The organism is Flavobacterium sp. (assembly GCF_049590715.1).
Classification (GTDB): Bacteria; Bacteroidota; Bacteroidia; order Flavobacteriales; family Flavobacteriaceae; genus Flavobacterium.
The window spans coordinates 1-18,343 of record NZ_JBAWDL010000030.1; the positions used below are offsets into that span (position 1 = coordinate 1).

At 33.9% G+C, this 18,343-nt stretch carries 22 protein-coding genes and 1 pseudogene; 18 read left to right on the forward strand and 5 right to left on the reverse strand.

Features of this window, described 5'->3' with window-relative positions; translation table 11 throughout:
- On the reverse strand, window positions 1–1,370 hold a 1,370-nt coding region (locus tag WBQ70_RS01855; protein WP_423909779.1), incomplete at its 3' end, for a class I tRNA ligase family protein.
- A gap of 325 nt (window positions 1,371–1,695) precedes the next feature.
- On the opposite strand from WBQ70_RS01855, the gene modA reads away from it, so the two are divergent.
- The 8 genes from modA to truB all read left to right on the forward strand — a co-directional run bounded on the left by modA (window position 1,696) and on the right by truB (window position 7,612).
- Window positions 1,696–2,454: a molybdate ABC transporter substrate-binding protein gene (gene modA / locus WBQ70_RS01860; RefSeq protein ID WP_423909782.1), complete on the forward strand. Its 759-nt coding sequence runs from the start codon at window positions 1,696–1,698 to the stop codon at window positions 2,452–2,454.
- A 328-nt stretch (window positions 2,455–2,782) separates the two neighbouring features.
- Window positions 2,783–3,187 (forward strand): TOBE domain-containing protein, encoded by a 405-nt coding sequence (locus tag WBQ70_RS01865; RefSeq protein WP_423909785.1) that lies wholly within the window; start codon window positions 2,783–2,785, stop codon window positions 3,185–3,187.
- On the forward strand, window positions 3,180–3,857 hold the full coding sequence (modB, locus tag WBQ70_RS01870) for a molybdate ABC transporter permease subunit (RefSeq protein ID WP_423909788.1): 678 nt from the start codon (window positions 3,180–3,182) through the stop codon (window positions 3,855–3,857). The genes WBQ70_RS01865 and modB overlap by 8 nt, the downstream gene beginning before the upstream one ends.
- Window positions 3,854–4,729: an ABC transporter ATP-binding protein gene (locus WBQ70_RS01875; RefSeq protein ID WP_423909790.1), complete on the forward strand. Its 876-nt coding sequence runs from the start codon at window positions 3,854–3,856 to the stop codon at window positions 4,727–4,729. Before modB ends, WBQ70_RS01875 begins: the two co-directional genes overlap by 4 nt.
- A gap of 152 nt (window positions 4,730–4,881) precedes the next feature.
- The gene (locus WBQ70_RS01880) at window positions 4,882–5,757 is read left to right on the forward strand and encodes a cell division protein FtsX (protein WP_423909793.1); all 876 of its coding nucleotides are present in this window, start codon (window positions 4,882–4,884) and stop codon (window positions 5,755–5,757) included.
- A gap of 28 nt (window positions 5,758–5,785) precedes the next feature.
- Window positions 5,786–6,019 (forward strand): DUF3098 domain-containing protein, encoded by a 234-nt coding sequence (locus tag WBQ70_RS01885; RefSeq protein WP_423909796.1) that lies wholly within the window; start codon window positions 5,786–5,788, stop codon window positions 6,017–6,019.
- Window positions 6,020–6,095: 76 nt separating this feature from the next.
- Window positions 6,096–6,911: an undecaprenyl-diphosphate phosphatase gene (locus WBQ70_RS01890; RefSeq protein WP_423909799.1), complete on the forward strand. Its 816-nt coding sequence runs from the start codon at window positions 6,096–6,098 to the stop codon at window positions 6,909–6,911.
- An 8-nt stretch (window positions 6,912–6,919) separates the two neighbouring features.
- Window positions 6,920–7,612 (forward strand): tRNA pseudouridine(55) synthase TruB, encoded by a 693-nt coding sequence (truB, locus tag WBQ70_RS01895; protein ID WP_423909836.1) that lies wholly within the window; start codon window positions 6,920–6,922, stop codon window positions 7,610–7,612.
- Between the two features lie 314 nt (window positions 7,613–7,926).
- On the opposite strand, the gene WBQ70_RS01900 is transcribed toward truB, so the two are convergent.
- Window positions 7,927–8,532 carry a thioredoxin family protein gene (locus WBQ70_RS01900; protein ID WP_423909802.1) on the reverse strand — a complete coding sequence of 202 codons (606 nt, stop codon included), beginning with the start codon at window positions 8,530–8,532 and terminating at the stop codon, window positions 7,927–7,929.
- A 113-nt stretch (window positions 8,533–8,645) separates the two neighbouring features.
- On the opposite strand from WBQ70_RS01900, the gene WBQ70_RS01905 reads away from it, so the two are divergent.
- Window positions 8,646–9,425 carry a patatin-like phospholipase family protein gene (locus WBQ70_RS01905; protein WP_423909805.1) on the forward strand — a complete coding sequence of 260 codons (780 nt, stop codon included), beginning with the start codon at window positions 8,646–8,648 and terminating at the stop codon, window positions 9,423–9,425.
- A 65-nt stretch (window positions 9,426–9,490) separates the two neighbouring features.
- Window positions 9,491–9,847: a hypothetical protein gene (locus WBQ70_RS01910; RefSeq protein WP_423909808.1), complete on the forward strand. Its 357-nt coding sequence runs from the start codon at window positions 9,491–9,493 to the stop codon at window positions 9,845–9,847.
- A 209-nt stretch (window positions 9,848–10,056) separates the two neighbouring features.
- Here WBQ70_RS01910 and WBQ70_RS01915 read toward each other — a convergent pair whose 3' ends face one another.
- A complete protein-coding gene (locus WBQ70_RS01915; protein ID WP_423909810.1) occupies window positions 10,057–10,773 on the reverse strand; it encodes a DsbA family oxidoreductase in 717 nt (238 codons plus the stop codon).
- A 164-nt stretch (window positions 10,774–10,937) separates the two neighbouring features.
- On the opposite strand from WBQ70_RS01915, the gene WBQ70_RS01920 reads away from it, so the two are divergent.
- Both WBQ70_RS01920 and WBQ70_RS01925 read left to right on the forward strand, forming a co-directional pair.
- Window positions 10,938–12,212, forward strand: a complete 1,275-nt coding sequence (locus tag WBQ70_RS01920) for a Y-family DNA polymerase (RefSeq protein WP_423909813.1) — start codon at window positions 10,938–10,940, stop codon at window positions 12,210–12,212.
- On the forward strand, window positions 12,202–12,642 hold the full coding sequence (locus WBQ70_RS01925; protein WP_423909816.1) for a LexA family protein: 441 nt from the start codon (window positions 12,202–12,204) through the stop codon (window positions 12,640–12,642). Before WBQ70_RS01920 ends, WBQ70_RS01925 begins: the two co-directional genes overlap by 11 nt.
- 120 nt (window positions 12,643–12,762) lie before the next feature.
- On the opposite strand, the gene WBQ70_RS01930 is transcribed toward WBQ70_RS01925, so the two are convergent.
- Together WBQ70_RS01930 and WBQ70_RS01935 are read right to left on the reverse strand one after the other, a co-directional pair.
- Window positions 12,763–13,110 carry a toxin-antitoxin system YwqK family antitoxin gene (locus tag WBQ70_RS01930; protein WP_423909819.1) on the reverse strand — a complete coding sequence of 116 codons (348 nt, stop codon included), beginning with the start codon at window positions 13,108–13,110 and terminating at the stop codon, window positions 12,763–12,765.
- 184 nt (window positions 13,111–13,294) lie between these two features.
- Window positions 13,295–13,642, reverse strand: coding sequence for a toxin-antitoxin system YwqK family antitoxin (locus WBQ70_RS01935; protein WP_423909822.1), 348 nt, complete (start codon window positions 13,640–13,642; stop codon window positions 13,295–13,297).
- Window positions 13,643–13,875: 233 nt separating this feature from the next.
- Here WBQ70_RS01935 and aspS point away from each other — a divergent pair, with 233 nt between their 5' ends.
- The 6 genes and pseudogenes from aspS to WBQ70_RS01965 all read left to right on the forward strand — a co-directional run.
- On the forward strand, window positions 13,876–15,630 hold the full coding sequence (gene aspS / locus WBQ70_RS01940; RefSeq protein WP_423909825.1) for an aspartate--tRNA ligase: 1,755 nt from the start codon (window positions 13,876–13,878) through the stop codon (window positions 15,628–15,630).
- A 108-nt stretch (window positions 15,631–15,738) separates the two neighbouring features.
- Window positions 15,739–15,933, forward strand: coding sequence for a cold-shock protein (locus WBQ70_RS01945; protein ID WP_423909828.1), 195 nt, complete (start codon window positions 15,739–15,741; stop codon window positions 15,931–15,933).
- Between the two features lie 233 nt (window positions 15,934–16,166).
- The gene (locus WBQ70_RS01950; protein WP_423909830.1) at window positions 16,167–16,532 is read left to right on the forward strand and encodes an NADH-quinone oxidoreductase subunit A; all 366 of its coding nucleotides are present in this window, start codon (window positions 16,167–16,169) and stop codon (window positions 16,530–16,532) included.
- Window positions 16,533–16,647: 115 nt separating this feature from the next.
- Window positions 16,648–17,196, forward strand: coding sequence for an NADH-quinone oxidoreductase subunit B (locus tag WBQ70_RS01955; RefSeq protein WP_423909839.1), 549 nt, complete (start codon window positions 16,648–16,650; stop codon window positions 17,194–17,196).
- Between the two features lie 5 nt (window positions 17,197–17,201).
- Window positions 17,202–17,723: an NADH-quinone oxidoreductase subunit C gene (locus WBQ70_RS01960; RefSeq protein ID WP_423909833.1), complete on the forward strand. Its 522-nt coding sequence runs from the start codon at window positions 17,202–17,204 to the stop codon at window positions 17,721–17,723.
- 35 nt (window positions 17,724–17,758) lie between these two features.
- Window positions 17,759–18,343 (forward strand): annotated as a pseudogene (locus tag WBQ70_RS01965) (NADH-quinone oxidoreductase subunit D); the annotation flags it as partial.

The window sequence follows — 18,343 nt, forward strand, 5'->3', positions numbered from 1 at the left end:
GAAATATCTTTGTTAAAAATATTTTTGATTTCTTGCATTCCATTAGTTCCTTTGAAGAAATTAGCAAAAGCATAATCTCTCTCGTCTCCGCAAGGAACCGCCATCACAGCACCTGTTCCATATCCTGCTAAAACATAATCCCCAATCCAAACCGGAATGGCTTCTTTGGTAAACGGATGTTCTGCATAAGCCCCTGTAAACACACCCGAAATGGTTTTTACATCTGCCATACGCTCGCGTTCGGAACGTTTTGCTGTTTTTTCGATATAGGCTTCCACCGCCGCTTTTTGTTCTGGCGTAGTGATTGTAGCTACCAACTCATGTTCAGGTGCCAAAGTCATAAACGTAACACCAAAAATAGTATCAGGACGAGTGGTGAAAACGTCAATAAAAGAGTCCAAAGTCCCTTGTCCTGAGTCTGAAAGTTCAGCTTCACTTTGGACTTTGGACTTTGGACTAAGTACTTTAAAAGAAACCATCGCTCCAACTGATTTTCCTATCCAGTTGCGTTGACTTTCTTTAATGCTTTCTGTCCAATCAATTTCATTCAAACCTTGTAACAAACGCTCTGCATAAGCTGAGATACGCATGCTCCATTGGGTCATTTTTTTGCGAACCACAGGATAACCACCACGTTCTGAAACTCCGTTGATGATTTCGTCATTAGCCAAAACCGTTCCTAATCCAGGACACCAATTGACTTCAGTTTCTGCTAGGTACGTCATTCTGTACTGCAATAAGATTTTTTCCTGTTGCGCTTTCGCGAAAGCGTTCCATTCTGTCGCAGTAAAAAGTGCAATATTATCATCACAGATTGCATGCACATTTCCATTTCCTTCCATTTCGAAAATTGAAATCAAGGTCGAAATATCTTCTGCTTTATCAGAATCCTTATTATACCAAGAGTTGAATAATTGGATAAAAATCCATTGTGTATGCTTATAATAATCAGCATTGGAAGTTCTTACTTCACGATCCCAATCAAAGGAAAATCCTATTTTATCCAATTGCTTTCTGTAACCCGCAATTTGGTTTCCTTCTTTATCAAAACCACCGTCAATATTTACACGAGTCGTATCTTCTGGTCGTTGCCCTGTTTGAATTGCGTATTGTTCTGCTGGCAATCCAAAACTATCGTAGCCCATGGGATGCAACACATTAAAACCTTGATGTCTTTTGTATCTTGAATACACATCTGAAGCAATATACCCTAACGGATGCCCCACGTGTAATCCCGCACCTGATGGATAAGGAAACATATCTAATACATAATGTTTTGGTTTTTCAGAAGTATTAGATGCTGCAAAAGTTTTATTATCAGCCCAGTATTGTTGCCACTTGGCTTCGATTTCGTTCGGATTGTATTTCATTCTATTTACTATTATTTTTTTTAAAGGAATCATGCTGTCGCAAAAGCTTGAGTCTTTCCTTCTATTATATTGTTTTTTAATGGAGTCATGCTTTCGCAAAAACTCAAGTCATTTTACAAAGGGTCTAAGTTACAGAGTAACTGAAGTTCTCCGTTTTTTTTAAAGTCGCAAATTTACGTTAATTGTGCAGTGTACCAAACTTATTTCTTTGACAAAAAAACAAATAAACCGTATTTCTCCCTACCTAATTTTACTTATTTTTGTAAAAGTGTTGCTTCTGACTTCAATTATCCAAAAAACACTTTATGAAACAACACCCATACTCATGCTGAAAACAAAACAATACGTACTGCTTATCTTTATTTTACTCCTGAGCTTAAACAGTTTTTCCCAAAGAACGACGGTCGTGGTTGCTGCCAATTTAAAAATAGCGATGGATTCGATACTTACGATTTATAAAACACAGTATCCTAACGATGCTATTCAGGTTTCTTATGGTTCTTCAGGGAAATTTTATGAGCAAATTTTGAATGGCGCTCCGTTTGATTTATTCTTTTCGGCAGATATGAATTACCCTAACCAATTGAAAGAAAAAAACGCAACCGCTTCTGACGTGAAATTGTACGCACTAGGAAATCTCGTTATTTGGAGTAAAAAATTAAGTCCAAAAACCAAAGGCATCAATAGTTTATTGGATTCCAAAATAAAAAAAATAGCCATCGCTAATCCTGAAACTGCGCCTTATGGAGCAAAAGCATTCGAAACTTTAGCCTATTATTCTCTAAACAATCGATTAAAAAGCAAATTGGTTTATGGCGAAAATATTGCTCAAACCGCTCAGTTTATAACACTTGGTGCTGCCGATATTGGTTTTATTGCATTATCAGATGCTCTTTCTCCAGCATTATTAAAACTCAAAGGAAACTTTTATCGCATTCCTGCAAAATGCCATTCGCCATTGGAACAAGGTTGTGTTGTTTTGAAAAATGGCCAAAACAATCCAGTTGCAAAGCGGTTTTATGATTATATTTCGACTAAGAAGGCGGTTGAGATATTGAATCATTTTGGGTATTCCCAAAAATAAAAGAGTATTTTTAAACATTTATTTTGTTGAACAATTGTAACAGATTTAAAACATATACGATATTTAAGAGCATTTTGGCTTTGTGGTAAAAATGAAACAGATAAGTCTTTTAAGTTTTATTGTGGATGCTGAAAAATTTTAAACCCTATAAGAGATCTGAGAACATATAAACTTTGTGATAAAAACTGACACAGATAAGTCATTTAATTTTTTGAATTTTTACATTGAAAGCGGAAGCAAATCTTAAACTATTTAAGAAATATAAGAATTACGTATTTTTACCTAAAATTGAATCACAGAGCATTTTCTAATCATTATTAATCTTAAAATGAATATCCTAACTGGAAAAATCGCAGAAATTGAGTCCGAAGGGTCATTGTCTTTAGTAAAAGTAACGGTGCAAAACTGCAATTTCACTACTATTGTAATTGACACCACCGATAGTTCAACATATCTTAGTAGAGGTGAAAATGTAAAAGTAATTTTCAAAGAAACCGAAGTAATTTTGTCTAAAAACCTATCAGGAATCATTAGCTTGCAAAACAAAATGGATTGCACAGTCAGTCATTTTGAAATAGGAAAGTTACTTTGTAAAGTGGTATTAAAATTTCAAGAGGAAACGATTATATCGGTGATTACCCGAAATGCTTTTGAGCAACTGAACATTTGCGGGAACGATGAAATTGTTGCTATGATAAAAACTAACGAAATAAGCTTGTCTCCACATGATTGATTTTGCTCCTTTATGGCTAACGCTAAAACTAGCTTTGCTGACTACTTTTATTTTATTAGTCCTCAGTTTGCCTATCGCTTATTGGCTTGCTTTTAGTAAATCAAAACTAAAAACGATTATCGAAGCGATTGTTAGCTTGCCTTTAGTTTTGCCTCCGAGTGTTTTAGGATTTTATTTACTACTCGCCTTTAGTCCTGAAAATGTTTTTGGGAATTTTTTAGATCAATATTTCGATACTCGTTTGGTATTTACCTTTCCCGGATTAGTGATCTCATCAGTAATTTATAGTTTGCCGTTTATGGTGCATCCTTTGCAAACAGGATTCAAATCGATGTCTAAAACACTTATTGATGCATCTTATTTACTAGGAAAAAGCAAATTGCAAACACTTTTATACGTTTTACTTCCTAATTGCAAAACCTCGTTACTTACAGGGATGATTTTAACATTTGCCCATACGATTGGGGAATTTGGCGTGGTTTTGATGGTGGGCGGCAGTATCCCAAATGAAACCAAAGTCGTTTCTATTGCAATCTACGAAGAAGTTCAAGCCATGAATTATCATAATGCCAATGTGTATTCGGGAATTTTATTTGCGTTTACTTTTATCATTCTTTTGGGCGTTTATTCCATCAACCACCGTTTCAGTAAAACCAGTATTTTGCCATGATTGAATTCAAAGCCATAAAAAAACTACATTCGGCTACGGGAACAATAGAGCTAAACCTTGATTTCCAAATCCAAAGAAAGGAATTCATTACTTTGTATGGTTCGTCTGGCGCAGGCAAAACAACAACACTCCAAATTCTTTCAGGTTTACTGCAACCAGACGAAGGTTTGATCCGTGTTCATGATGCTATTTGGCTTAACGGCAAAGCAAAAATAAACCTGAAACCACAGCTTCGAAAAATTGGGTACGTTTTTCAAGATTATGCACTATTTCCTAATATGACAGTCAAAGAGAATTTGAGTTTTGCTTTAACAAAAGGACAAGACAAAAGCATCATCACTGAATTGCTAGACATCATGGAAATCCAACAATTACAAGATCTAAAACCTGAAAAATTATCTGGCGGACAAAAACAACGTGTTGCTCTGGCTCGAGCATTGGTAGGAAAACCTGAAATTTTACTTCTTGACGAACCTTTGTCAGCAGTAGATAATGAAATACGACTGAAATTACAAGATTACATCCTTAAAGTTCATCGTCTTTTTAATCTAACCACTATATTAGTGAGTCATGATATTGCCGAAATTTATAAAATGTCTGACCGTGTGCTGATTATTGAAAATGGGAAAATAAACAAACAAGGCACTCCTGACGAAGTCTTTTCGAGTCGATTAATGAGTGGTAAATTTCAATTTGTAGGCGAAATTTTAAAAATACAGAAAGAGGAGGTGGTCTACCTTATTTCAGTTTTAGTGGGAAATACTATCGTAAAAATTGTAGCTATCGAAGAAGAAATAAAACAGTTGAATATTGGCAATAAAGTACTCCTTGCTTCCAAAGCCTTTAACCCAATCATAACCAAAATGGATTAAGAAATCCTAAAAAGTTTCCTAACAAAAACATTCATTCGCTCTTCTAATTTTTCAAAAGCACCCTTTTATTGTACGAAAGTCAAAACTTTGAACGTTATTAACTTCAAATAAAGAATTTCTTTATTATTTTTACCGCATAATTAAAATAGACTATGAGTTCTTCATTTGATAAGTTTCAAAAACGCAGATTAATTTCTTCTTATTTTTCGGTTGTTCTAAGCATATTCTTGGTTTTGTTTCTAGTAGGAACATTGGGCCTTTTCATTATTAATTCACAAAAATTAGCCAATGACTTCAAGGAAAAAATAGCCATGACAGTTTTTTTTAAAAACGAAGCTAAAGACGCAGATTTAAAAGCTTTTGGTGCCGAATTAAAAAAAGCAGCTTACGCAAAATCATCAGTTTATGTAACTAAAGACGAAGCTGCCAAACAACATACGGATATTATTGGAGAAGATTTCTTGACATTCCTTGGTGAAAATCCTTTGCAAAACTCGTTTGATATTCATTTAAAAGCCAACTACGTTGAGAAAGACAGCATTTCAAAAATTGAAAGTAAGTTTCGTGAAAACGAAATGATTTCGGATATTGTCTATGACAAACAATTGGTCAACTTAGTCAATGACAACATCAAAAAAGTAAGTATGTGGATTTTAATTATCAGTTGCTTTTTGACTTTTATTGCAGTTTTATTAATAAACAGTTCATTACGTTTATCCATTTACTCTAACCGATTTATCATCAAAACCATGCAAATGGTGGGCGCTACTAAATCTTTTATCCGTAAGCCATTCGTCATGCGTAGTGTAAAACTAGGAATATTAGGTGCTGTTTTAGCAATTATAGCCTTGATTGGTCTTTTGACTTATGTAGAAACTAATTTTCCTGATTTACAAATATTAGAAAACAAAGCAATGATTGGCGGAGTTTTACTAGGTGTTTTTGGGCTTGGTGTTTTAATCACTTGGATTAGTACGCACTTTGCTACGCAGCGTTTTTTGAATTTAAGAACAGACGACTTATATTAATTTTTGATCTCAAAAATTACTCCATATTATGAAAGACAATAAACAAGAATTTTTATTTGATAACGTAAATTACAAAATTCTATTGATAGGAATTGGTGTTATCGCGTTAGGTTTTATCCTAATGTCAGGTGGTGGTAGTGATGATCCTACTGTATTTAACGAAGATATTTTTAATTTCAGAAGAATCAGATTAGCCCCTACAATGGTATTAATTGGTTTTGGAATTACCATTTATTCGATACTTAAAAGTCCTAAAAAATAGTATGTAGTGTTTAGTTATGAATTTGCAGTAAAAGCAAATTCAAAAAAAATGAATACTAAAATATTGAATACTAAAAATGAATACACTACAAGCCATTCTCCTTGCTATTATTGAAGGATTAACTGAATTCTTGCCTATCTCTTCAACAGCTCACATGGGATTTACAGCCTCGCTTTTGGGAATGGAAGAAAGTGATTTTTTAAAAATGTTTCAAGTTTCCATACAATTTGGAGCCATATTGGCTATTGTAGTGTTGTATTGGAAGAAGTTTTTTAATTTTCAAAACTTCAATTTCTACATAAAATTAATCTATGCTGTAATTCCAGCATTAGTTTTAGGCTATCTTTTTGATGATAAAATTGAAGCTGTCTTAGGCAATCAAATCGCCATTTCTTCCGTTTTAGTATTAGGCGGAATTGTTCTTTTATTTGTAGACAATTGGTTTGAAAAACCCACTGTTCTTGACGAAAAAGATATCACAATAAAAAAAGCTGTTATTATCGGTTTTTGGCAATGTTTAGCAATGATGCCAGGAACTTCACGCTCAGCAGCATCTATAATTGGAGGGATGACACAACGTTTAAGCAGAAAAGCTGCCGCTGAATTCTCATTCTTCTTAGCAGTACCAACGATGCTTGCCGTGACAGTTTACTCTATTTTTGTAAAAACATGGGGAAAAGGAACCTTGACAGAAATGAAAGGATATGAAATGATTTTACAAGATCAAAATCACATTTATCTTTTTATCATTGGAAATATTGTTGCTTTTATTGTTGCTTTAATTGCTGTAAAAACGTTTATCAACCTACTAACAAAATATGGTTTTAAATTTTGGGGTTGGTATCGAATTATAATCGGTATTGCATTATTAATTTATTTTTACACTAAATAATGGAAAGTATAACTGCTGAACAATATCTTGAAGGACAAATTCTTTTGATTGACAAACCCCTAAAATGGAGTTCGTTTCAGGCAGTAAATAAATTGAAATATGCACTGATTAACAAAGCAGGGCTTCCTAAGAAATTTAAAATTGGACATGCAGGAACTTTAGATCCTTTAGCTACTGGATTACTGATTGTTTGTACGGGAAAATTCACCAAAAGAATTACGGAGATTCAAGGTCAAGCCAAAGAGTACACAGGTACATTTTATATTGGAGCTACGACTCCATCTTATGATTTAGAAACCGAAATTGATCAAACCTATTCAACATCACATATTAACGAAATACTTATTCACGAAACAGTGAAACAGTTTCTAGGTGAAATTGATCAAAAACCACCTATTTTTTCAGCAATAAAAAAAGATGGTGTACGCTTGTACGAACACGCACGTGCAGGAGAAACGGTAGAAATCGCTTTTAGAAAAACGACCATTTATGAATTTGAAATCACAAGAATAGCTTTGCCTGAAATAGACTTTAGAGTCGTTTGTAGTAAAGGGACCTACATTCGCTCTCTAGCCTATGATTTTGGAAAAGCAATGCATTCTGGCTCTCATTTGACCGCTTTACGCCGAACGAAAATTGGAGACTATAATGTAACAAATGCTATTGATGTAACTTTATTTGAACAAAGCCTAAATCAATAACTAAGGCACAAGGAAAGACACATAATAAAAACATTACTGACTTTATTATGTGTTTTTAACTAACCGTTTTTTCTTCACATAAATACACTCTCATTATTTACACTAGATTAATAGTGAGAGATGTTTTGATTACCAAATAGAAAACGAGAAAATAAATCATACAGTTTTTCGAAGAATTTTTTCATGATATTGTTTTTTTAAAATAGTTACACAATACAAAACATAAAAAAGCAAATCAAATAAGATAGATTTGTCTGGGTCTCACTAAGATACAAATTTTATTTTAAAAACACCCCTTTGATTTCCGAAAATAATTATTCAAAAATAAGCATGGTTTCTACAAGTTCTTTTTGGACAGCTTGTCCTTTATCGTTCAAATACCATAATTGTAAATTGGTTTTTATTGTTTCATCCAATACGCCATGTTCTTTTTTATAATCCTCAATTAATAAAACTGCACCTTCTGGTCTTGGTCCCCAATGTGCTAAAACATCAGTTGTATTTTTATCAATGATAATTAGCTTCGGAATTGCTTTCCCTCCATGGGTCAAAAATAAATTCATCAAGGCTTCATTTTCATCACGAAGAACAATTTTAAGATCTATTTTCCCTCTAGCAGCAGTGGTTAATTGCGCTATTATCGGTAGAATTTGAGCTGCATCGCCACACCACCCTTCCGAAATAACCAACCAGATGTACTCTTTCTTGAGGTTTTCCATTTGGGATAAAACAACATCATTTAATTTTATCGTTTTATCTAATCGATTCATTCGTGTATCATTCAATTTACTATAATGAGTCAGCTCTTCTGTTTGTTCATGACCTGTAGATTTCCCTTCCGTTAATAAATCCGATACTAATTTTCGGTACTCTAAATACGAATGGCTATTAAATAATGCTTTGGCAATCACTGTTTTCATAGTTCAATTTTTCTGTTTTAGTAAAATTAGACTAAAATTTCTATTTAAAGATGTTAAAACAACTTCTGAAACAATCAAAAAGTGTATTTTTATAAAAAGAAGATTAGTAGAGTATGAATTTAGAAAATAAGTCGATTGGACTGGTACTTTCTGGTGGTGGTGCTAAAGGAATTGCTCATGCAGGCGCCATTAAATTTTTAGAAGAAAAAAACATTATTCCAGAACGAATTGCAGGCACAAGTGCGGGTTCAATAGTGGGTGCTTTATATTCATTTGGAAAAACACCTGCCGAAATTTTATCCTTTTTTCAGTCCATCTATATTTTCCATTGGAGGCATCTTACTTTCAAAAAGGCTGGATTGATTGATTCAGAATCATTTCATGCCGACTTTTATTCCATTTTTAAAGACGCGACCCTTGGCGATTTAAAAATTCCTTTGCAAGTCACCGCAACTAATATGGTCAGAGGACGATTAAAAATTTTTAATCCCTCCACCAAGATTGTTGATGCTCTTATAGCTTCGGCTGCTTTCCCTGGTATTATTTCCCCTTATGAAATTAATGGTGAAACCTATAGCGATGGTGGTATTTTAAACCATTTCCCATCTGATGTTTTGTATGGACAATGCGAAACGATCATTGGTATTTATGTTAGTCCTATTCAAAAAATTAAAGCCACTGATCTTAATACCATTAGATCTGTTACCACAAGGGCTTTTGATATTTTCTCAGCCAATTCTGATACTCAAAAATTTACTTTTTGTGACTGGGTCATAAAACCCGAAAAATTGTGTATTTACAGCACTTTTGAAACAAACAAAGCCCGAATGCAAGCCATTTTCGATATTGGCTATGATGCGGCCAAAAGTTCCTACGAAAAACATGGGTTGTAAAAAACATTATATTTATTTAGATTAAATATAAATAATATTTATATTTGTTCCTAGATCGCATTATAATGAAAGAAATACATCCTATATACCAAAACGAATTTGGCGTTTCCTTTTTTTGGAAACTAGAAAAAGACATCATAAAAGACAAAATACAGTTAGTTTTTAAAGAAACGGGATTGCAAATGAATCTTGAAGAACTCATTGCTTTTAAATGCCTAATAGAAGAAAGTTACGGGCAAAATTATTGTTGTGACGAATGCGAATTGAAAGTAAATTGCTCTAAATATCTAGTAAAAACCCCTTTTAACGAAGTCGACTTAGCACTTTCCATCAATGAAATGATCCTAATGAACAATCTTGTATCGACCACTTTATTTAAGATTGATCTGGAAAATTACCTGTGGGGAATAGGTAGGAATTGAGACTTTTTAACTTTTTTAGTCTAAATTATTTTTAGGCACCTAGTCCAGTTATTCGCTATAGCCCTCAGTCATCCTGTTTTTTTACTAGGTCAGTCCAGGAGCTTCCGATGGTCGCTCTATACCTCCCGAAAAAATAACCGTATTCCTTCAGGGCTACCGCTACTACCTGGGGTGAATCGTACATAACATACAATAACAATTTGTTGGAATTAATCACATCCATCAATCCCACAACTATCACCTTCATCAGCATTCAGTAAAGTCAATTGAGATTTAAAGTCGCCTTCTTCCCAAACTTTTTCCAATGTTTTTACAAAAGTATCCACATGTTGCGCACCCGAAACAGCATATTTGTTGTCAAACACAAAAAACGGAACACCTTGAACGCCTATTTGTTGGGCCATCATAATATCTTGTTTTACCGCATCACCATATCCATCAGAATTCAAGACACCTTCTACGAGCTCTTTGTCCATACCAACTTCTTGGCCTAATGTGCTAAGAACCGTTAAGTCATTAATATCTTTTCCATCGGTTAAATACGCTTTGAATAAAAGTTCTTTGAGTTCGTTACTTAAATTATTTTTTTTAGCCAAATGCAACAAACGATGAGCATTATAGGAATTTGCTAAAACTGCTTTTTCAAAATGAAAATCCAAACCTGAATTCTTAGCATTTTCAGTCATGTTTGCAACCATTTCTTTAGCCCATTCACGGTCTTTACGATATTTTTCAGCAAGATGATCAATTGTATTATCGTCTGGCGAAGCAATAAAATTAGCATCAAGTTGAAAACTTTTCCATTCAATTTCAATTGTCTCTTGATGACCAAATTGCGCTAATGCACCTTCAATTCTTCTTTTTCCTATATAACAATACGGACACATAATATCCGACCATATTTGTATTTTTAATTTGTTTTCCATGATTTAAAAAATATTTGTATATACAAATGTATAAAAAATAAAGGAAAGTAAAATACAGTTTATGATTAAATTAGGATTTGATATTTATTAAGGATAGTCATATTAGTTAATAAAATTACATTCGCTCAAGGATATCATAACGCTCGATTACCTAATTTTGTACTATGTATGCACTCGTTGATTGTAATAACTTTTATGCCTCTTGCGAGCGGGTTTTTCGTCCAGAATTGAACGGAAAACCTGTGGCTATCTTGTCCAATAATGACGGATGTGTGATTGCCCGAAGCAATGAAGCCAAAGAAGTAGGTATTCCTATGGGCGCTCCTGCATTTCAAATCAAAGATTTGGTAAGAGAGAAAAACGTACAGTTATTTTCATCAAATTATGCGCTCTACGGAAATTTAAGCAATCGTGTGATGGCAATACTAGCGCAGTTCACTCCTAACGTTGAGATTTACAGTATTGATGAAGCCTTCTTAAATTTCGACGGACTTTCTGTAACCGATTTCCATGATTATGGAATCCAGATGAAACTCCGAATTCATAAATGGGTAGGACTTCCTGTTTGCATTGGTTTTGCCCCAACAAAAGCATTAGCAAAAGTAGCTAATAAAATTGCTAAAAAATTCCAAGACCGCACTTCAGGCGTTTACCTAATCGATACAGATGAAAAACGCATCAAAGCACTCAAATGGACAAAGATTGAAGACGTCTGGGGCATTGGTTACCGAACCATCAAAAAAGTAAAACTGCGAAACATTCATACCGCTTTTGATTTTATTCAGCCACAACATGAGGCTTGGATCAAAAAAGAAATGGGTGTGATAGGCATGCGATTAAAATACGAGTTAGAAGGAAATGCTGTTTTTGATTTAGAACCCCTCGTAGAACAAAAGAAAAGCATTGCAGTAACCAGAAGTTTCCCCAAACAAATTGCTGATTTTGATTTGCTACGAGAAAGAATAACCACCTTTGCGATGGTTTGTGCCGAAAAGTTACGCAAACAAAAATCCTGTTGTCATACGATTATCGTGATGCTATTGATTGATAAACATCGCGTAGAAACCAATAAATATTATTTTAACGCAGCGATCAATTTGCCTTTTGGAACCCATTCCAGTTTGACAATTGCAAATGCTGCCGTTGATTTATTAAAACAATTGCATAAAGGAAATGAACATTTGAAATTTAAAAAAGCAGGTGTCATCGTAACGGAATTAGTCGATGAAAACCTAAAACAATTCCAACTTTTTGACGAGGAGAATCCAAAACATTTGGCGTTAATGCAAGCCATGGACAAATTAAATCATAAGATTGGCGAGACCAAAGTCAAATTAGCTTCTCAGAATTTACGACTTACCTGGGACATGAATCAAAATCATTTGTCACCTAAATACACTACTAATTTTAAACATATTCTAGAAATCAATGTCGGTTAAAAAAGAAAATAAACTCTTATTCTATAAACCAGAGTATGAAAGTGGTTTGCAAATCCCTTATATTCCTGATGGAGTTTCGGCTGGATTCCCTTCGCCTGCAGCTGATTTTATGGAAAATAATATTGATTTGAATAAGGAATTAAGCGAAAATCCATTGGCTACTTTTTATATCAAAGTCAAAGGAAACTCGATGATAGATGCTGGAATACAGGACAAAGATGTTTTAGTTGTAGACAGAAGCTTAGAACCCCAAAATAATAAAATTGCCGTTTGCTTTATTGATGGAGAGTTTACTGTAAAACGCATCAAACTAGAAGAAAATTGTTTGTACCTCATGCCTGAGAACTCTAATTACACACCTATCAAAGTAACAGAAGAAAATCAATTAGTTATTTGGGGAATGGTTACTTATGTAATTAAAAAGATCTAATGGGTTTTTTAAGAACGACACTTTCAAAATTTATAAAAAAATAACCGAATAAATTTTTGCCCTCTAATTAAAAAAGATCAAGAATTCATTCGGTTAATTATGCTAAAAAAAAACCACGTTTTAATTTGTAACGACAGCCTCTTTTTTCCAATTTTTCACAGCTACAATTTTATTAGCAGTATAATCTACTTCGTTTAAGGAACTATCGTTCCATAAAAACCACTTCCCTACTTTTGCTCCATTGTTGTATTCAGCAATCGCTATTTTATTTCCATTTTCATCATATGAAACCCATTCTCCATGAAGTTTTCCGTTTTTAAATGCACCTTGCTGTTGAACTTGACCATTTTCATGGTAATATGTCGCCTTAACGATATTGTCCTTTGTGGCTTCTAATTTTGGTTTTGTTTCATTTGCGAATGTTATTACTGAAACGAATACTGCTACTAATACTATATATTTTTTCATGATGTAAAGTTTTTTAATGGTTTGTTTTTCAAATGTAAAGACAATATTTACATTAAAAAAACAATTTGATAACAATTTGATAACACAACTAAAAACTTAACATTGGAAATTTAATTATGCTCCATAAAAAAGGCTTCCATTGATTTCGGAAGCCTTGGTATTATTGAATTTTTTTGTATTTTAGTTATTCTTCACTAACGATAGCATCTCTCTTCCAGTTTGTTACGGAAGCAATTCTATTATTGGAATAATCCACTTCGTTCAAAGCACTTTTGTTCCAAAAAAACCATTTGCCTACTTTTTGCCCTTTATCATAATTAGCTACAGCAGTTTTATTTCCATTCCTGTCATAAGAAGTCCATTCGCCTTGAAGTTTTCCATTTTTATAAAAACCTTCTTGCATAATTTGACCATTTTCATGGAAATAAGTAGCTTTTACGCTATTTTCGACGGCTTCTAGTTTGGGTTGTAGGTTTTGAGAAAATAACATTCCTGAAACTAATAATACGGTGATAACTATATATTTTTTCATTTTATGGAGAATTTAGTTGATTAATCTAATGTTAGATCAAAGATAAAGAACAATTTACATTAAAAAAACAATTTGATAACAATTTAATAACATTGAATAAAAACTTAACATTGGAAATTTTAAAAAACTATTTTGTTTTTACTGAAATTTTTTAATTTCTCAATTCATTGTTCATAATTAGTCCTAAATTTGCAGCCAAGTCAAAACAGGCTAATAATCTAATAATTTTGAGAATGTATAGAAGTCATAATTGCGGCGAACTGAACGCATCACACATTAACACCGAAGTAACACTTGCAGGTTGGGTACAAAAATCTAGAGACAAAGGTTTTATGAACTGGGTTGATTTGAGAGATCGTTATGGTATCACGCAACTTATTTTTGACGAAAGTCGTACTGACAAAGCTGTTTTTGAATCAGCAAAAACGTTAGGAAGAGAATTTGTTATCCAAGTAAAGGGTATTGTTATTGAGCGTGAAGCCAAAAACAAAAACATTCCCACAGGAGAAATTGAAATCTTAGTTTCAGAATTAACCGTTTTAAATGCAGCGATTACGCCTCCATTTACTATTGAAGACGAAACGGACGGTGGTGAAGACATTCGAATGAAATACCGTTACCTTGATATAAGAAGAAATCCTGTAAAAAACAGTTTGTTATTCCGTCACAAAGTAGCGATGGAGGTTCGTAAATATTTATCTGATTTGGATTTTTGCGAAGTAGAAACTCCTTATCTTATAAAATCAACTCCTGAAGGAGCTCGTGATTTTGTGGTGCCTTCTCGTATGAACGAAGGGCAATTTTACGCGTTACCACAATCACCACAAACTTTCAAACAATTATTGATGGTAGGTGGAATGGATAAATATTTCCAAATTGTGAAATGTTTCCGTGACGAAGATTTACGTGCCGATCGTCAACCAGAATTTACACAAATCGATTGCGAAATGGCATTTGTAGAGCAAGAAGATATTTTGAATATTTTCGAAGGATTGACCCGTCATTTATTAAAAGAATTAAAAGGTGTTGAAGTAGACAAATTTCCACGCATGACGTATGAGCATGCAATGAAAACCTATGGAAATGACAAACCAGACATTCGTTTTGGAATGGAGTTTGGAGAATTAAACGAATTTGCACAACACAAAGAGTTTCCAGTATTCAATGCAGCTGAACTAGTAGTAGGTATTGCTGTTCCAGGAGCCGGTAATTATACTCGTAAAGAAATAGATGCTTTAATTGACTGGGTAAAACGCCCACAAGTAGGAGCGTCAGGAATGGTTTATGCAAAATGTAACGATGATGGAAGCTATAAATCATCTGTAGACAAATTTTACGATCAAGACGATTTAGCAAACTGGGCTAAAGTTACAGGGGCTAAAGCTGGTGATATGATTTTAGTATTATCTGGTCCTGCTAATAAAACAAGAGCGCAACTTTCTGCTTTAAGAATGGAATTAGCTACTCGTTTAGGATTAAGAAAGCCAGCTGAATTTGCTCCATTATGGGTTGTTGATTTTCCTTTATTAGAATTTGATGAAGAAAGCAACCGTTACCATGCAATGCACCATCCTTTTACTTCACCAAAACCTGAGGATATGCATTTACTAGAAACGAATCCTGGTGATGTGCGCGCTAATGCGTATGACATGGTATTGAATGGAAACGAAATTGGTGGTGGTTCTATTCGTATTCACGATAAAGGAACACAACAATTAATGTTCAAATATTTAGGCTTTACGGAAGACGAAGCAAAAGCACAATTTGGATTTTTGATGGATGCATTCCAATTTGGAGCACCACCACACGGAGGATTGGCTTTTGGTTTAGACCGTTTAGTTGCCATTTTAGGAGGGCAAGAAACCATTCGTGATTTCATTGCATTTCCAAAAAATAATTCAGGTAGAGATGTAATGATTGATGCTCCATCGCAAATAGATAGCCAACAATTAAATGAACTTCATATCAATTTGAACGCAAATATTTAAGCGAAAACGCTGAATATCAATTATTTTTACAAAAAATCAAACAATAATGACCATCGTATTATATTAAATATTACATTTGCCTCATTATAAATTATTATTACTATTACAATGCGTACAGGTACAGTTAAATTTTTCAATGAGTCTAAAGGTTACGGATTCATTACAGACGAAGAAACAGGAAAAGACATTTTCGTTCACGCTTCAGGAATCAACGCGGAAGAATTACGCGAAGGTGACAGAGTAAGTTACGAAGAAGAAGAAGGAAGAAAAGGTAAAGTTGCAGCTCAAGTAGCGGTACTTTAATAATAAAAATTCAATTTTTATTACCAAAGAATGTTGAAAAACGTTCCAACTCATGTTGGGACGTTTTTTTTTGCTCAAAATTTAGCAAAAACAAAAACAATAGCCTTAAGTAGAAAAATTATAAATAACGCAAAATTTAGCAAAATTTTATAACTTATTCTCAATCTAATGTTGCGTTTTCGCTTACTGAATCCTATCTTTGCGACTACTATAATACAAAATATAACAAATATATGCTTACCGACCAATTAAATTATATTCCAATTTTTATGCAGTGCCTACTAGCTGTTGGATTTGTTGCAGGAACCATAGTTGTATCAGGAAAATTAGGGCCAAAAAGGAGATCAGCAATCAAAGACAGAAACTTTGAGTGTGGTATCGAATCTATAGGAAATGCACGTATCCCTTTCTCTGTAAAGTACTTCTTAGTTGCTATTTTGTTTGTTTTATTTGATGTTGAAGTTATTTTCTTATACCCTTGGGCAATCAATTTCAAGGAATTAGGAATTGAAGGACTTATAAAAATGATTATTTTCATGATGTTGCTTTTGGTGGGATTCTTTTATATCATCAAAAAGAAAGCATTGGAATGGGAATAAAGAGATTTTCAATTTGAAACGTTCAAATAGGAATTTCTTAAAAGTAAAATGATTTAAAATGTATGTTTTAGTTTGGGTAAATCCTATATCTAAAACCCTAAATCTAAAAATTAAGATGTCTGAATCTAAAACAAATATGGTTGCGCCACCCGAAGGCGTTGTTGGAGAAGGTTTTTTTGCAACCAAATTGAACGATGTAGTTGGTTTAGCAAGAGCTAACTCACTATGGCCTTTGCCTTTTGCTACTTCTTGTTGTGGAATCGAATTTATGGCAACCATGGCTTCTCATTATGATTTAGCTCGTTTTGGTTCTGAGCGTGTTAGTTTTTCTCCTCGTCAAGCTGATATGTTGATGGTGATGGGAACGATTTCTAAAAAAATGGGACCTATTTTACGTCAAGTGTACGAACAAATGGCTGAGCCTCGTTGGGTAATTGCTGTTGGTGCTTGTGCCTCTTCAGGTGGAGTTTTTGATACGTATTCTGTTTTGCAAGGAATTGACAAAGTAATTCCAGTGGATGTTTACGTTCCTGGATGCCCTCCAAGACCAGAACAAATTGTTGATGGCGTAATGAAATTGCAAGAATTAGTAAAATCTGAATCTGTACGAAGAAGAAGTTCTCCTGAATACCAAGAATTATTAGCTTCTTATAATATCAAATAATCACAATGGCATTAGAAACAGCACAAATTCAAGACAAATTAGCCGCTACTTTCAGCGATATTTCTTTCATTTTTAAACAAGAAAGAGATATTTTATCTGTTGAAGTTCCTGCAGACAAAATAAGTGCCATCATCCTTTTTTTGAAAAATGACACTGAATTGCGTTTTCACTTTCTAACCGACTTATGTGGTGTGCACTATCCAGATAGTGAAATAGAAAGACAAATGGCAATTGTGTATCATATGCACAATTGGTACGACAATACAAGAATCCGAATCAAAGCATTCATCACTGGTTCCAATCCCGAAATTAAATCTATCACAAATATCTTCCCTTCTGCAAATTGGATGGAAAGAGAAACCTACGATTTTTATGGTGTGAACTTTATTGGTCACCCACAACTGAAACGTATCTTGAACATGGATGAAATGACTTCTTTCCCAATGCGAAAAGAATTCCCATTGGAAGACGGAGGACGTACGGATAAAGACGATAGATTCTTTGGAAGAACAACTAGCAATTGCTAAAAAAGATACAATATATAATTTTTCACATGCTATAAATGTCAGAACTATTATTACCACCAGAGCATCGCTATGCTAAAATAATGAAAGAGAAACTAAATGAGGACGGAAGCGAGCTTTCGATTCTGAATTTAGGACCTACTCACCCTGCTACCCACGGTATTTTCCAAAACATCTTATTGATGGATGGAGAACGAATCTTGGAAGCGGAACCAACGATTGGATACATTCACCGTGCTTTTGAAAAAATTGCTGAGAATCGTCCTTTTTACCAAATTACTCCTCTTACAGACCGTATGAACTATTGTTCCTCTCCTATTAACAATATGGGATGGTGGATGACATTAGAGAAATTGCTAGATGTTGAAGTTCCAAAAAGAGCACAATATTTAAGAGTTATTGTAATGGAATTGGCGCGTATTACAGATCATATTATCTGTAACTCGATTCTTGGTGTGGATACTGGTGCCTACACTGGATTTTTATATGTGTTCCAATTTAGAGAGAAAGTTTACGAAATCTACGAAGAAATTTGTGGTGCTCGTTTAACAACTAACATGGGTCGTATCGGTGGTTTTGAAAGAGACTGGACACCCAAAGCATTTGAATTATTGAATACGTTT